The sequence below is a fragment of the Burkholderia sp. Cy-637 genome, assembly GCF_011753175.1.
GTDB classification, from domain to species: Bacteria; Pseudomonadota; Gammaproteobacteria; order Burkholderiales; family Burkholderiaceae; genus Burkholderia; species Burkholderia gladioli.
In genome coordinates, this window is the sequence record NZ_VWWC01000175.1 from 1 (window position 1) to 14,531 (window position 14,531).

Annotated in this window: 12 protein-coding genes and 1 pseudogene; 3 read left to right on the forward strand and 10 right to left on the reverse strand. The window is 66.6% G+C overall.

Annotated elements, in window-relative coordinates:
- From F3J10_RS29780 to F3J10_RS29805, 6 genes and pseudogenes are all read right to left on the reverse strand, one after another.
- A pseudogene (locus tag F3J10_RS29780) lies at positions 1-162 on the reverse strand (L-seryl-tRNA(Sec) selenium transferase); the annotation flags it as partial.
- Positions 163-175: 13 nt separating this feature from the next.
- The gene (fdhE, locus tag F3J10_RS29785) at positions 176-1,111 is read right to left on the reverse strand and encodes a formate dehydrogenase accessory protein FdhE (protein ID WP_167243603.1); all 936 of its coding nucleotides are present in this window, start codon (positions 1,109-1,111) and stop codon (positions 176-178) included.
- Between the two features lie 517 nt (positions 1,112-1,628).
- Positions 1,629-2,273: a formate dehydrogenase subunit gamma gene (locus F3J10_RS29790; protein ID WP_013690552.1), complete on the reverse strand. Its 645-nt coding sequence runs from the start codon at positions 2,271-2,273 to the stop codon at positions 1,629-1,631.
- Positions 2,270-3,184, reverse strand: a complete 915-nt coding sequence (gene fdxH, locus F3J10_RS29795; RefSeq protein WP_013690553.1) for a formate dehydrogenase subunit beta — start codon at positions 3,182-3,184, stop codon at positions 2,270-2,272. The genes F3J10_RS29790 and fdxH overlap by 4 nt, the downstream gene beginning before the upstream one ends.
- Before the next feature lie 12 nt (positions 3,185-3,196).
- Positions 3,197-6,268, reverse strand: coding sequence for a formate dehydrogenase-N subunit alpha (fdnG, locus tag F3J10_RS29800; protein ID WP_084152544.1), 3,072 nt, complete (start codon positions 6,266-6,268; stop codon positions 3,197-3,199).
- Positions 6,269-6,774: 506 nt separating this feature from the next.
- The gene (locus tag F3J10_RS29805) at positions 6,775-7,800 is read right to left on the reverse strand and encodes a succinylglutamate desuccinylase/aspartoacylase family protein (protein ID WP_167243604.1); all 1,026 of its coding nucleotides are present in this window, start codon (positions 7,798-7,800) and stop codon (positions 6,775-6,777) included.
- A 358-nt stretch (positions 7,801-8,158) separates the two neighbouring features.
- On the opposite strand from F3J10_RS29805, the gene F3J10_RS29810 reads away from it, so the two are divergent.
- Both F3J10_RS29810 and F3J10_RS29815 read left to right on the forward strand, forming a co-directional pair.
- A complete protein-coding gene (locus F3J10_RS29810) occupies positions 8,159-9,049 on the forward strand; it encodes a YihY/virulence factor BrkB family protein (RefSeq protein WP_013690557.1) in 891 nt (296 codons plus the stop codon).
- Positions 9,050-9,462: 413 nt separating this feature from the next.
- Positions 9,463-10,614 (forward strand): porin, encoded by a 1,152-nt coding sequence (locus tag F3J10_RS29815; RefSeq protein WP_166915830.1) that lies wholly within the window; start codon positions 9,463-9,465, stop codon positions 10,612-10,614.
- A 322-nt stretch (positions 10,615-10,936) separates the two neighbouring features.
- On the opposite strand, the gene F3J10_RS29820 is transcribed toward F3J10_RS29815, so the two are convergent.
- From F3J10_RS29820 to F3J10_RS29835, 4 genes are all read right to left on the reverse strand, one after another.
- Positions 10,937-11,380, reverse strand: coding sequence for an HU family DNA-binding protein (locus tag F3J10_RS29820; protein WP_013690559.1), 444 nt, complete (start codon positions 11,378-11,380; stop codon positions 10,937-10,939).
- A gap of 65 nt (positions 11,381-11,445) precedes the next feature.
- A complete protein-coding gene (locus F3J10_RS29825) occupies positions 11,446-11,778 on the reverse strand; it encodes a hypothetical protein (protein WP_167243605.1) in 333 nt (110 codons plus the stop codon).
- Positions 11,779-11,805: 27 nt separating this feature from the next.
- A complete protein-coding gene (galU, locus tag F3J10_RS29830) occupies positions 11,806-12,693 on the reverse strand; it encodes a UTP--glucose-1-phosphate uridylyltransferase GalU (protein WP_013690560.1) in 888 nt (295 codons plus the stop codon).
- Between the two features lie 194 nt (positions 12,694-12,887).
- Positions 12,888-13,031: a hypothetical protein gene (locus F3J10_RS29835; protein WP_013690561.1), complete on the reverse strand. Its 144-nt coding sequence runs from the start codon at positions 13,029-13,031 to the stop codon at positions 12,888-12,890.
- A 240-nt stretch (positions 13,032-13,271) separates the two neighbouring features.
- Here F3J10_RS29835 and F3J10_RS29840 point away from each other — a divergent pair, with 240 nt between their 5' ends.
- Entirely contained in the window at positions 13,272-14,438 is a 1,167-nt protein-coding gene (locus tag F3J10_RS29840; protein WP_167243606.1) for an acyltransferase, read from the forward strand.
- Positions 14,439-14,531 lie beyond the last annotated feature (93 nt).

Consider the following 14,531-nt stretch of genomic DNA (forward strand, 5'->3'; position numbering starts at 1 on the left):
CGCCTCGCGCCAGGCGTCGAGCGCGGTGCGCACGGCCGCCAGCACGCGCGTGCGGCCATGCGAATCGACCAGCGAGCGCAGCGGCGCGGACGACACCAGCCGCTCGACCGAGGGCACGCGCGCCAGCAGGGCGTTCAGTTCATTGAGGCCGGTATCGCTCAAGGACGGGCTCCGTTCACGATGCGTCGGAGGAAGGCAGCTCGGGCCACAGCAAGGGGTTCGGCGAACTGCGCCGGTAGCCGGCCTCGTTCATCAGCAGGTCGAGCGTGAGGCTGGCCAGATCGTCGGCGAGCGGCTCGAAGGCGTAATCCTTCTCCTGGTAGCCGATCTTCCGGTAGGTATGGCATTCGTCGCAGGACTCGGCCTTGATCGCCTCGCTGCCGCCCTCGATGCCGTGATAGGCGATGCCCTTGGTCGAATCGCAGTTCGAGCACTTGGTGCGGACCATGTGCCATTCGCTGCTGCACAGCGAGCACTGCAGGAAGCGATAGCCCTGCTGCGCGCCGACGCGGATCACGCTGGCCACCGGATGCGAGCCGCACACCGGGCACAGGCCCGGCTGGTCCAGGTAGGGCACCTCGGCGGGCTGCACGCGCGAGGCGAGATCGGTCCACACCACCTGCAGCGCGGCCGCGATGAACGGCGCCGAGGCGGGCTCGACCTCCTCCACCCGCAGCGCGACGATCGCGTCGGCCTGGGCGTCGAGTTGGGCGGGCGTCTTCAGGCGAAGCTGGTCGATCAGCTTGGCCAGCGGCGGCGTGACCAGCCCGGCCTGCTCGATGCCGTCGAGCAGGTGCTGCAGCACGTCCTGCCACAGCGGATCGCGCGGGCCCGACATGGCCGGCACGATCGGCATCGAATGCATCTGCGCGTGGCGCACGGCCTCGGGCGTGGGCGGGGTGGCCGCGAGCGTGCCGAGCACGGCATGCTGGGCGTCGGCCAGCGTCGCCATCAGGCGCAGGTAGCCGGAAATCGGATTGAGGTCGGCCAGCTTGCGCAGCCGCGCGGCGCGCTCGGCGAACACGCTGGCGCGTTCGGGAAGCCGGAAGCGGGGAATCGCCGAATGATCGAGGGCCGCGATGTCGTTCGGGTCGAGGATGCGTTGTGTCACGTGGGTCACCTAATACTGTCTGGCCGGCGCCGCGATACGGGCGCCGGATGTTTCGCCGCGATCGGCCTTTCGCGGGACGCGGCAGCCGCCGCGGATTCTCATGCCGATCGGGTGGGGTTGCCGGCTCGAGCGCCGGTCGTGTCGGCAGGCGGCAGGCGAAGCACCGCGGTGAAGAATAGCAGCTTCCGGGGGCGCTTCGCCAACGCCCGCGCGTGGATCGGATTCGATTACCCGGCTTGCGCCGCGCAATCGAAATGGATTCGTGCCGAGCCGGGTGGAAATCGGCCGATGCGCGCGATCGTGGACGGCGGATGCGCCGCGAAAGGCGGGCTGGATCGGCGGGCTGGATCGCGCCGTTTCGGCCCCCAGCCCGGCGCGACGCCCTCGCCTGCCGGCCCCGCTCGTTCCGCTCGTTCCGCTCGTTGGGCCGGGGCCGAAACGGCGAAGGCGATCCGGTGGCCGGATCGCCTTCGCGCCTGCTTCCGGGGCCAGGCATCGACCCCGGATCGTCCTGGCCTCAATGCGGCCGTCCCGACTCCTTCACCGCCTGCCGGAACCACTTCGGATGATGCTTGCGGGCCCAGCCGAGCGTGACGGTGCCGCGCACCATCGCGCCGATCGAGCCCTTCACCCACAGCGCCGCGTAGATGTGGACGATGATGCTGGCGATCAGCACGAAGGCGGCCACCGCATGCGCCACCGCCGCGAGGCGAATCACCTCGATCGGGAAGTACAGCGAGAAATACCGCCGCCAGATCACGATGCCCGACAGCAGCAGCACCAGCAGGCAGGCCACCAGCGTGAAGAACAGCAGCTTCTGGCCGGCGTTGTAGCGGCCGATCGGCGGCAGGTTCTCCTCGCGGTTGTTCAGCACGTCGTCCATCTGCCGCAGCCACTGGCGATCGTCCGCGTCGATCAGGTTGTGGTGCCAGTAGCGCAGCACCATGATCGCGAAGGACACGAACATCACCACGCCGACGAAGGGATGCAGGATCCGCGTCCACTGCCCGCCGCCGAACAGCGCGGTGAGCCAGAACATCGACGGATGGAACAGCGCGAGCCCCGACAGCGCGAGCAGCACGAACGAGATCGCGGTGATCCAGTGATTCGAGCGCTCGTTCGCCGAGTAGCGCACGATCAGGTTCGGATCTTCATGGCTCATTTCACGTCCTCCTTGATCCGGCGGGCTTCCTCGCGGGCGGCGGTTTCATCCTCCTCCGTCACCTCGTTCGGGCCGATGCGCGTGTAGTGGAAGAACCCGGCCAGCGCGGTCAGCGCGAGGCCGGCCACCGCCAGCGGCTTGGCGATGCCCTTCCACAGCTTCACGAACGGGCTGATCGACGGGTTGTCGGGCAGGCCGTGGTAGAGCGAGGGCTTGTCGGCGTGATGCAGCACGTACATCACGTGGGTGCCGCCCACGCCCTGCGGATCGTACAGCCCCGCGTTGGCGAACCCGCGCTCCTTGAGGTCGACCACGCGATCGGCGGCCTGCTGCTTCATGTCCTCCTTGGTGCCGAACATGATCGCGCCGGTCGGGCAGGTCTTCACGCAGGCCGGCTCCTGCCCGACCGCGACGCGATCCGAGCAGAGCGTGCACTTGTAGGCGCGATGGTCGGTCTTCGAGATCCGCGGGATGTTGAACGGGCAGCCGGTCACGCAATAGCCGCAACCGATGCAGTTCTCCTCGTGGAAATCGACGATGCCGTTGTTGTACTGCACGATCGCGCCCGGCGAGGGACAGGCCTTCAGGCAGCCCGGATCCTCGCAGTGCATGCAGCCGTCCTTGCGGATCAGCCACTCGAGGTCCCCGGCCGGGTTCTCGTATTCGGTGAACCGCATCACCGTCCAGGAATGCTCGGTGAGGTCGGCCGGATTGTCGTAGACGCCGACGTTGGTGCCGATTTCGTCGCGCAGGTCGTTCCACTCCATGCACGCCGTCTGGCACGCCTTGCAGCCGATGCACTTGGATACGTCGATCAGCTTGGCGACGGTTCCGGTGACCGGGTCGCGCGCGGTCGGCGGCGGCGTGGTGGTGGCGGACACCCGTTTGATGTCCAGCGATTGCAATGCCATCTCGGGTTCCCCTTATGCCTTTTCCACTTTCACCAGGAACGACTTGAATTCCGGTGTCTGCGAGTTGCCGTCGCCCACGGACGGAGTCAGGGTATTGGCGAGATAACCGGGCTTGGTGAGCCCCTTGAAACCCCAGTGCAGCGGAATGCCGACCGTCTGCACCTTGCGGCCGTCCACCGTGAGCGGCTTGATCCGCTTGGTCACGAGCGCCACCGCCACGATGTAGCCGCGGTTCGACGAGACCTTGACCATGTCGCCGTGCACCACGCCCACCTCCTTGGCCAGGTCCTCGCTGATCTCCACGAACTGCTGCGGCTGCACGATCGAGTTCAGTCGCGCGTGCTTGGTCCAGTAGTGGAAATGCTCGGTCAGGCGATAGGTGGTGGCCGTGTGCGGGAACTTGTCCGGCGTGCCGAACGCGGCCCGGTCGTCCGGGAACACGCGCGCGGCCGGGTTGTTCAGCGCGCGCGGGTTACCGGGGTGGAACGGGTTCGCGGCCAGCGGCGTCTCGAACGGCTCGTAGTGCTCGGGGAACGGGCCTTCGTTCATGCCGTCGCGGGCGAAGAAGCGCGCCACGCCCTCGGGATTCATGATGAAGGGCCCCATGCCGTTCTCGGGCGGTTCGTCGACCTTGTAGTCGGGCACGTCGTAACCGGCCCAGGCGCGGCCGTTCCAGCCGATCAGCTTGCGGGTCGGGTCGAAGGGCTTGCCGGCGGTGTCGCAGGAGGCGCGGTTGTAGAGGATCCGCCGGTTGGCGGGCCAGGCCCAGGCCCAGCCGAGCGTCTGGCCGATGCCGGTCGGGTCGGCATTGTCGCGCCGCGCCATCTGGTTGCCGGCCGCCGTCCACGCGCCGCAGAAGATCCAGCAGCCGCTCGAGGTCGAGCCGTCGTCCTTCAACTGCGCGAAGCCGGCCAGTTGCTCGCCGCGCTTGACCAGCACCTTGGTCGGATCCTTGGGGTCGGTCAGGTCGGCCAGCGCGCGTCCGTTGAACTCCATCGCGAGTTCCTCGGGCGTCGGGCTTTCCGGGTCCGCGTACGGCCAGGTCAGGTTGACGATCGGATCGGGATACTTGCCGCCGTCCTTCTTGTAGGCCTCCCGCATGCGCAGGAACAGCCCCGACATGATCTCCAGGTCGCTGCGGGCCTCGCCCGGCGCGTCCGCGCCCTTCCAGTGCCACTGCAGCACGCGCCCGGAATTCACCAGCGAGCCGCGTTCCTCGGCGAAGCAGGTGGTCGGCAAGCGGAACACCTCGGTCTTGACCGCCGCGGGGTCGACCACGTTGTAGTCGTCGTGCGGCTTCCAGAACTCGGAGGTCTCGGTGGCCAGCGGATCCATGATCACCAGCCACTTCAGCCTGGCCAGCGCGGCCGCGGTCTTGGCCTTGGACGGCGCCGCCGCCAACGGGTTGAAGCCCTGGCAGATATAGCCGTTCATCTTGCCCTGGGCCATCAGCTCGATGGTCTGCAGCAGGTCGTAGGGCTTGTCGAGCTTGGGCAGGTAGTCGTAACCGAAGTTGTTCTCGGCGGTGGCCGAATCGCCCCACCACGACTTCATGAAGCTGACGAAGAAGGCGCGGTAGTTCTTCCAGTAGCTGAGCTGGTTCGGCCGCAACGGCTGGCTGGCGCGCTTCTTGATGTAGCCCTCGTAATCCTGCTCGGCCTGCGACGGCAGCGTCATGTAGCCCGGCAGCAGGTTCGACATCAGGCCCAGGTCGGTCAGCCCCTGGATGTTCGAGTGGCCACGCAGCGCGTTCATGCCGCCGCCGGCGATGCCGATGTTGCCGAGCAGCAGCTGCACCATCGCGCCGGTGCGGATCATCTGCGCGCCCACCGAGTGGTGCGTCCAGCCGAGCGCGTAGAGGATCGTGCCGGCGCGCCCAGGCACCGCCGTGGTGGCGAGCATCTCGCACACCTTGAGGAACTTGTCCCTGGGCGTGCCGCAGATGCGCTCCACCATCTCGGGCGTGTAGCGCGAGTAGTGCTGCTTCATCAGCTGGTAGACGCAGCGCGGATGCGCGAGCGTCGCGTCGACCTTCACGAAGCCGTCGTCGCCGCGTTCGTAGTCCCAGGTCGACTTGTCCGGATAGGCGTGCTTGTCGGGGTTGTAGCCCGAGAAGATGCCGTCGTTGAAGGCGTAATCCTCACGGACGATGAAGGGGAAATCCGTGTAGTTCTTGACGTACTCGTGCTGGATCTTGTCGTTCGTCAGCAGGTAGTTGATCACCCCGCCGAGGAAGGCGATGTCCGTGCCGGTACGAATCGGCGCGTAGTAATCCGCCACCGATGCCGTGCGTGTGAAGCGCGGGTCCACCACCACCAGTCGCGCCTTGCGGTGCGCCTTGGCTTCCGTGACCCACTTGAATCCGCAGGGATGTGCCTCTGCGGCATTGCCACCCATCACCAGGATGACGTCTGCGTTCTTGATGTCGACCCAATGGTTCGTCATCGCGCCGCGGCCAAACGTCGGGGCAAGACCTGCCACCGTCGGGCCGTGTCAGACACGTGCCTGGTTGTCGAACGCGAGCATCCCCAGACTGCGAACCGTCTTGTGGGTCAGGTAACCCACCTCGTTGCTGCCGGCCGAGGCGGCCAGCATGCCGGTGGTCAGCCAGCGGTTGACCTTCTGGCCGTCCGGCGTGGTCTCGACGAAGTTCGCGTCGCGGTCTTCCTTCATCAGCTTCGCGATGCGGTCGAGCGCCGCTTCCCAGGAGATCGGCTCCCACTTGTCGGAGCCTGGCGCGCGGTATTCGGGCTGCGTGAGCCGGCTCGGGCTGTGGATGAAGTCGATCAGGCTCGCGCCCTTCGGGCACAGCGTGCCGCGATTGACCGGGTGGTCGGGGTCGCCTTCGATGTGGATGATGCTCGACTTGGCGTTTTTCGCGCCGTCACCGAGGGAATACATGAGGATCCCGCAGCCCACCGAGCAATACGGGCAGGTGTTGCGGGTTTCGACAGTACGCGCCAGCTTGTATTGGCGGACCTCCGCGAGTGCTTCGGCGGGCGAGAATCCCAACAGGGCGAGACTCGATCCGGCGAGCGTGGAGGCCGTCACCTTCATGAACTGGCGCCGGGACATGTGGAGCATGATGGTCTCGGCTGTGATGTACGGGGAACAATCTTTTTGTGACGACATTGTCGCGCGACGATTTTACGCTGATTAATCCGCCCCCGGATATCGGACAAATCAACGTTGCGCATTTTGTTTATAGGAAATGAAATTGCCGATGGGTAGTGGGGCGGGTCCGGATTTTCACGTCGCGGGGGGGACTTCCGGCGCGGAACTGCTCGATGAGAATCCTTGACCGGCAAGGGATTTCGTCACGCTCAGAAAGTCTCGTTGTATATTTAAAAATATAGCGATTCGATATCCGTCCTTCGATCGCACCGCTCGGGTCGATTCGAAATCTCCAAGCAAGAAAATCACCGGAATGCGAATTGTTCGCACAAGGAATCCAACACGCTATATCCAAATAAACATAGCGCTTCACGCCAGGCGATTCCGCAAATCGATTGGAAAGCGAGCAAACAAGAGTGGCGGGCGCACGTCCTAGCGTGCGCCCGCCGACGGGAGAAATCAGGAAGAAAAGCCGCTCAGCCCGCGTCGCGCGGTTCGGCGAGCTGGAACAGGCAGTCGCCGCGGCGCACCTGCGCGGGCACGCGGCGGCAGACCACCTCGCCGGCGGCCTCGAAGCAATGGACCACCGGCTCGCGCAGCGGCGTGTCGGGGAAGTGAATGCGCGCGGCCGGCTGGCCCTCGCGCACGACGTCGCCCAGCTCGACCAGCGGCTCGAATACGCCGTGCTCGTAGGCATAGACGAAGTGCCGGGGCCCGCTGGTGCGCATGAAGCGCGTCACCGCCGGCGGGCCGTCCGGCACCAGCGGCCCGCGCAGCACGCCGAGGAAGCCGAGGAAGTTCAGCAGGCCCTGCCAGCCCTGGCGCAGCAGCGCCGCGTCGGTCATGCCGGCGCCGCCCAGCTCGGTCAGGATCGAGATCGCGCCCTGGCGCCGCGCCGCCGACGAGGCATAGCTGGGATTCGGCGCGTTGAGGTAGGCGCGCGGCATGCCGAAGGCGCTCAGCAGGGCCTTCACGTGCTGCTCCTCCTCGGCGTCGCGCGGCTCCAGCGCGATCAGGTTGCCGCCGTGATAGATCAGCGAACTGCCGCCCGAATGCAGGTCGACCAAATAATCGGCGCGCGCCAGCAAGGCGTGTTCGATGTAGTCGGCGATTATCTGGGTGGGCGTGCCGGCCGGGTCGCCGGGGAAGCTGCGGTTGAGGTTGCCGTCGTCGAGCGGCGAGGTGCGCAGCCCCGCCTCCGCCGCCGGGAAATTCGCCATCGGCAGCACGATCACCTGCCCGCGCACCTGCTCGGCCGGCAGTTCGCGAATCAGGCGCGAACTGAGCACCTGGCCTTCGTATTCGTCGCCGTGATTGCCCGACATCACCAGCACCACCGGCCCCTCGCCGTTGCGGATCGAGGCGATCGGCACCGGCAGCCAGCCATAGGCGGAGCGGTGCACCGAATGCGGCAGGCGCAGGTAGCCGGCATGCTTGCCTTCGGCATCGAGGTCGATTTCACACTGGATCGGGTTCGGTCGTCGGGGGGATACGTCGGTCATGATCGGGTGGAGAAGCTCGGAAACGATAGTCGCAGCTTACCGGCATTCGCGCCGCTCCGGGGCGCGAGCCGCCCCCGCTCGGGAGCGCGCGAGGCCGCCGGCGCGGGCACGGCGCTTGCGGCGGCCGAGGGAAGCTTGCAGCCGGCTTCGCGCCCGCCTTGCGAATCGATGGCGGGATCGGCCTCGCGTGGTGCCCGGCTCGCGCCGGACTCGCGCCCGCCCGCCAAGGCCGGCGACGACGCCCGATGCGGCCGCCGTCGCCCCCTCGCCCGGACGATCGACTAAACTTTTCGGGACAGAATGCGTCCGACCGCCAAACCATCAACAGAATGCGCTCGCCGCGCCCGCGCTCGACACCATGAAGCCCTTGCTCTCGCAACCACCCGAAAAGCTCGTCAAGACCAATGTCAACTGGGCGCTCGACGCGTTCCGGCGCTTCTCCGCCGACCACTGCACCACCATGGCGGCCAGCATCGCCTTCTACTCGGCCTTCTCGCTCGCGCCGATGCTGGTGATGGTGATCGCCGTGGCCGGCTGGTTCTTCGGCGCCGATGCCGCGCGCGGCGAGGTGTTCAACCAGGTCCACAGCCTGATCGGCAACGACGCCGCGGCCGGCGTGCAGACCATCGTCGAGAACGCGCACCGCCGCGACAGCAATGGCGGCGCCGCGGCGGCGATTTCCTTCGTGATGCTGGCGATCGGCGCCTCGGCCACCTTCTCCTCGCTGAACACCGCGCTCGGCATGGTCTGGCCGAGCCAGGAAAAACGCTGGTCCTCGGTGTTCGGCCTGGTGCGGGTGCGGCTGATCTCGTTCGGGCTGGTGCTCGGCGTGGCCTTCCTGCTGATCGTGTCGCTGCTGCTCGACACCGCGATCACCTTCATCGGCCGCTGGCTGTGGGGCGCCACGCCCTTCGTGCTGGTCGGCAACCTGCTGCAGTTCACCGCCGGCATCGCGATCCTCGCCTGCGCCTTCGCGGCCCTGCTGAAGTTCCTGCCCGACGCGCACGTCACGCGCCGCGACGCGCTGACCGGCGGCATCGTCTCGGCCGTGCTGTTCTCGGCCGGCAAGAAGCTGTTCGCGCTGTACCTCGCGCACGCGGGCACCGCCAGCGCATTCGGCGCGGCCGGCTCGCTGGCGGTGCTGCTGATGTGGCTGTACTTCTCGGCGGCGGTGCTGCTGCTCGGCGCGGAATTCGCCGCCGCGCGCGGCGATGCGCGACGCGCACGCACGGACGCCGCGCACGAATAGGCAGAATCCCTGATTCGCCGGTGCCGCGCCCCCGCGCGGCCCGCTCCCGCCGCGTAATCGATTCCAGATCCCGCCCAAAACTGGCGCGCCGCTGACATTCCCGCCAGCCTCGCCAGCCCGCCGGGCGCAAAAGCGCACGCGCAAACGTTCAACCGTCTCGATTCCTGCATCGAAACCACCCGATTCCTGACAGGATCCGGCATGGCCCTCATTTCTCACAACAATCACGAGGGAATGCCGGAAATTGACTCCCGCATTGGAAATAATTTCATAGGCTATTGATCTAAAAGGAATTTTTATCGTTGTGACGTTTTGGAGACACTTTATTTTTTTGGGTTTCTTGCGAGATACGCACTGCGCTATTCTCCAATCCGCAACAAATAACGAATCACTTTGCGTGGAGAACACTACCTATGAAAAAACTCGCTCTGTCTACCCTCTCGCTGGCTCTCCTCGGTGCCGCAGGCGCAGCGCACGCGCAATCGAGCGTTACGCTGTACGGCGTGATCGACACGGCAATCACCTATGTGCACGGCAGCAACGGCACGGGCAACAACACGTGGGCGATGAACAGCGGCAACCTGCAAGGCAGCCGTTGGGGCCTGAAGGGCGCGGAAGATCTGGGCGGTGGCCTGAAGGCGATCTTCCAATTGGAAAACGGCTTCAACTCCAATGACGGCACGCTCGGCCAGAACAAGCGCATGTTCGGTCGCCAAGCCTTCGTCGGCCTGCAAAGCGACAAGTACGGCACGCTGACGCTGGGCCGCCAATACGACCCGCTGGTCGACATGGTCCAGGCCGTCACGGCCGACAACTACTTCGGCAGCGTGTTCGCCACGCCGGGCGACGTCGATAACAACGACAACAGCCTGCGCGTCAACAACGCCATCAAGTACACCTCGCCGGTGTTCGCGGGCCTGCAGTTCGAAGGCTTCTACGCACTGGGCGGCGTTGCCGGCTCGAACGGCTCGGGCCAGACCTGGTCGGCCGCACTGGCCTACAACAACGGCCCGATCGGCATTGCAGGCGGCTACTTCTACGCCTCGAACCTGTACGGCGCCGCGCGCGGCACGAGCTGGGGCGGTTCGTCGGACGCGATCTTCGACGGCCCGATCAACAGCGGCTACACCAACGCGAAGTCGATCGGCATCGGCCAGGTTGCCGGCCAGTACACGTTCGGCCCGTTCACGGCCGGCCTGGGCTACAGCAACGCGCAATACAAGCGTGACGCGTTCTCGTCGTTCGGCCAGACCGAGAAGTTCAACACCGGTCGCGCCTTCGCCACGTTCCAGGCTACCCCGGCCCTGCTGCTCGGCCTCGGCTACTCGTACACCAAGGCGAGCGGCGACACGGACGCCAAGTACCACCAGGCTTCGCTGGGCGCGGACTACTCGCTGTCCAAGCGTACCGACGTCTACCTGGTCGGCGCGTACCAGCACGCGAGCGGCACGCAACGCCTGGCGAACGGCACGACGCAAGCCGCCCAGGCATCGATCGGTTCGTACGGCATCGCCGGCACGAGCTCGCAGGAACTGGTCGCGCTGGGTCTGCGCCACAAGTTCTAAGCAAGCTGTCGCCACGGCGATCGACGGTGCCTGCGGGCGCCGCTCGATGGCCGAGCGATCGAACCAGCCCGAGGCTTCGCGCCGACGGCTGGTTTTTTTTCGTCCTGCCGTTCCGGCACGGGGCTGCCTGCCCTGGCGGCGGCGAGCGCCCGGCGCCCCGTCGGATCGATCGCCGCCGGCACGCTTCGCGCGGCCCGAGCCACGTTTCCCGCGCCCTTCATGCCGCGCGCGGATAAAAAAATCCCCGCGCGCTCTTCGCACGCGGGGATCTTTTTGGGCTGCCTCGACGTTCCGGAACGACCCGGGCGTCCTGGCAATTCCCTTATGCTGCTGCGTCCTTCAGCTTCTTCAGTGCACGTGCCTTGACGCGCACGCTCGCCGGCTTGGCCGGGAACCAGCGCTCTTCGCCCGTGAACGGATCCTTGCCGAAGCGCTTCTTCTTCGCTGCCACGGCTTGGGCCGAGATCTTCAGCAGACCCGGCAGCGTGAACTCGCCCGCACCCTTCTTGTGGATCGAACCGAGGATCACGTTTTCCAGCGTCGCGAGCACGGCCTTGACCGTCTTCAGCTCGACTTCAGCGCGCTCGGCGATGTGCGTCGCCAGCGATGCCTTGGTGAAGCTGTCCTTGATCGGCGTCGGAGCGGCCGGCACCTTCGCGGCAGCCTTCTTGGCCACTACTTTCTTCGCGGGCGCTGCAGGTTTGGCAGCCACTTTCTTGGCCGGTGCGGCAGCCTTCTTGGCCACCTTTTTTGCGGAAGTCGCCATGTTTCTCCTACCAGGTGTGGTCGTTGGATTCGAAGCACACGACGTGCATGCTTCAAGGCCGGATTCTACAAGCGGCGCGACGCTTCGTGCAGCACTTTTATGCGGAATCTGCGGGTTTTCGGCAGGTTTTGTTGCTCGCCGCTGACTGGCGAGCCCGACGACGGCCCGATCGGCTCGCGAAACCAGGGCGGCGCGGCTCGAATTATGTGCGACGCGCCGCGCCGCGCCGGACCTTCGGCGATGCGAAACATCGCCGCACGCTGCGTCGAAAACCCCTTGTTTACCGGCGGCAAACGCCATTCGAGCGGCAACGCCGCCGCCAGCGCGCCAACTGGACAACGGCTCGCGCAAACAAAAAAGCCCCGGCGCAATGCCGGGGCGAACGGAACAACCACCACATGGACGATCGGTGAAGCGGCCTTCGCTCAGGCCACCTGCTGGAGCACCGGCAGGCAGGAGCGCAGATAGGCCTCGAATTCGCGGCGCACCTCGGGATGCTCGAGCGCGAGCTCGACGGTGGCCTTCAGGTAGCCGATCTTGCTGCCGCAATCGAAGCGGGTGCCGAAGTAGCGATAGGCCAGCACCTGCTCCTCGGTCAGCAGCGACTGCACCGCGTCGGTCAGTTGCAGTTCGCCGCCGGCGCCCGGCTTGATGCGGCGCAGGTGATCGAAGATGCTCGGCATGAACACGTAGCGGCCCACCACGCCGAGATTGGACGGCGCGCTCTCGGGCGCCGGCTTCTCGACGATGCCCGACAGCTTGATCACGTCCTCCTCCCATTCGCGGCCCTCGACCACGCCATAGGAGCGGCTGTCCTCGCGCGCGATGGTTTCCACGCCGATCACCGAGCTGTGATAGTGGTTGAACACGTCCACCAGCTGGCGCAGCACCGGCTGCTCGCCGTGCAGCAGGTCGTCGGCGAGGATCACCGCGAACGGCTCGCCGTGCACCAGCTTCTCGGCGCACAGCACCGCGTGGCCCAGGCCCAGCGCCTCGGGCTGGCGCACGTAGTAGCAGTCGACATTGGACGGCTTGATGCCGCGCACCAGTTCGAGCAGCTTGTCCTTGCCGCGCGCCTCGAGTTCGGCCTCGATCTCGTAGGACTTGTCGAAGTGATCCTCGATGGCGCGCTTGCTGCGCCCCGTCACGAAGATCATCTCGGTGATGCCGGCCTTGATGGCCTCCTCGACCGCGTACTGGATCAGCGGCTTGTCGACGACAGGCAGCATCTCCTTCGGGCTGGCCTTGGTGGCCGGCAGGAACCGCGTGCCGAGCCCGGCGACGGGGAACACGGCCTTCTTGACTTTGAGCATGGTGATGAAATCCCGGAGAAAGTGACGGCCGCGCAACGCGCGGCCCGATGAAACGGCATGGCCGGTCACGCCTGGGCGTGCCGGAGCGGCCGGCGGCGCGATGCAGCGCGCCGCCCCGCTTGCGCGGCGCTAGGCGCGGGCCGCGCGGGGCCGGACCAGGCCGGCCGCGAGCGAGGCGCCGCGCGCGCGGCCGGTCATTCGAATTCCTCGGTCAATGCCGCGTCGCCACGCTCGAATCCGAAGCGGCTGATCGGTTCGTTCTTCAAGGCGTCGCGATAGGCCGACAACACGACCATGACCAGCAGTACCGCGCCGCTTGCGATCCAGTTGATATCCATCTTGCAATCCCTCGTCTGTTTCGACCCGAACCCAAACTATCAGAAAAAAATCGGCAAATAATTGGGCGGATTTCGCCACCTGGAACGGCGCGGGCAGCGAAACGTCTTGTTGCAATTTCATGCGGTTTTTTTTCGTTCATCGTTCGATTTCTCACGCCTTAGGATCAGGGTGCGCCAAACGGCGAACGGCCGTTCGCCCGCCGCGCATCGTTCGCTATTTCAGGCCAAGGAAACCGACGCATGAATGCTCCCAGCGCGCCGACGCTCGCGCGGCCCGCCGCTCCCGACAACAAGGATGCGTTGATCGACGCCCTGCGCGGCTTCGCTGCGCTGCTGGTGGCCTATTTCCATTGCCGGCAGATCGTCTGGATCGGCATGCAGGCCTTCCATCGCGCCCACGGCCACGCGCTCGATCCGAACGCGCTGGCCGCCTACCTGACCTTCCCGTTCGCCTGGGGCTCGGCCGGCGTGCCGATCTTCTTCGTGATCAGCGGCTACTGCATCCACCGCAATATCGCGCTGAAGCTGGCGGCCGCGCCGGGCACCCGGCTCGACGTCGCCAACTTCTGGGCGCGCCGCTTCGCGCGCATCTACCCGGTGCTGCTGGCCGCGCTGCTGCTCACGCTCGCGCTGGACCTGGTGAGCCTGCAGTTCACGCCGGTCAGCCACAAGATCCGCGAGATCGGCTGGCAGGCCTTCCTGGTCAACCTGCTGTCGCTGCAGGGCATCGCCGCGCAGACCTACGGCTCGAACGGCGCGCTCTGGACGCTCTCGCTCGAGGTGCAGTTCTATGCCGTCTACCCGCTCTGGTTCGCGCTGCGCAAGCGGATCGGCATCATGCCGCTGGTGGCCGCGGTCGCCATCGTCAACCTGGCGTCGGCCTGGCTGTTCGAGCGGCACGACATCCAGGTGTTCACCTCCTACTGGCTGTCCTGGACGCTCGGCGCGCTGATCGCCGAGCTGCGCGCGGGCCGCGGCGCGAACCGGCTGCCCTCGCGCGGCTGGTACCTGGCGGGCGCGGCCGGCATCGCGCTCGGCTGCGCGGCCTTCCATTTCGGCCAGTACGGCGCATTCCAGCTCTGGTCGCTCGGCTTCGCCTGCTACCTGTATGCCGCGATCGCGCGGCCGGCGCCGTCGAACGCGCTGGTGCGCGGCTTCGCCTGGTTCGGCGAATTCAGCTACTCGCTCTACCTGATCCACCTGCCGCTGTTCGTCTGCCTCGGCTCGCTGCTGTACCGCTCGCAGTTGCAGAGCGCGATCTGGCCGTCGTTCCTGTTCCTCGCCGCGGCGATCCCGCTGGCCTGGCTGTTCTACCGCGCCGTCGAGCGGCCCGCGATGCGCTGGTCGGCCAGCCTCAAGCCCGCGCCGAAGACGGCACCCGCCACGGCGCCGGCGGCCGCGGCCTGAACCGACAACGGCCGGACTCGACGATGCGCCGGCCCCACGACATCCCACGCCGGCCTGCCCGGGCCCCGCGCCCCTGCCGGGCGCGACCGCGCG

Bases quoted from the DNA above. Each gene is read 5' to 3' on its own strand.
- F3J10_RS29790 (WP_013690552.1), bottom strand. From the start codon at position 2,273: ATGAGCCATGAAGATCCGAACCTGATCGTGCGCTACTCGGCGAACGAG.
- fdxH (WP_013690553.1), bottom strand. From the start codon at position 3,184: ATGGCATTGCAATCGCTGGACATCAAACGGGTGTCCGCCACCACCACG.
- F3J10_RS29805 (WP_167243604.1), bottom strand. From the start codon at position 7,800: ATGACCGACGTATCCCCCCGACGACCGAACCCGATCCAGTGTGAAATC.
- F3J10_RS29810 (WP_013690557.1), top strand. From the start codon at position 8,159: ATGAAGCCCTTGCTCTCGCAACCACCCGAAAAGCTCGTCAAGACCAAT.
- F3J10_RS29815 (WP_166915830.1), top strand. From the start codon at position 9,463: ATGAAAAAACTCGCTCTGTCTACCCTCTCGCTGGCTCTCCTCGGTGCC.
- F3J10_RS29820 (WP_013690559.1), bottom strand. From the start codon at position 11,380: ATGGCGACTTCCGCAAAAAAGGTGGCCAAGAAGGCTGCCGCACCGGCC.
- galU (WP_013690560.1), bottom strand. From the start codon at position 12,693: ATGCTCAAAGTCAAGAAGGCCGTGTTCCCCGTCGCCGGGCTCGGCACG.
- F3J10_RS29835 (WP_013690561.1), bottom strand. From the start codon at position 13,031: ATGGATATCAACTGGATCGCAAGCGGCGCGGTACTGCTGGTCATGGTC.
- F3J10_RS29840 (WP_167243606.1), top strand. From the start codon at position 13,272: ATGAATGCTCCCAGCGCGCCGACGCTCGCGCGGCCCGCCGCTCCCGAC.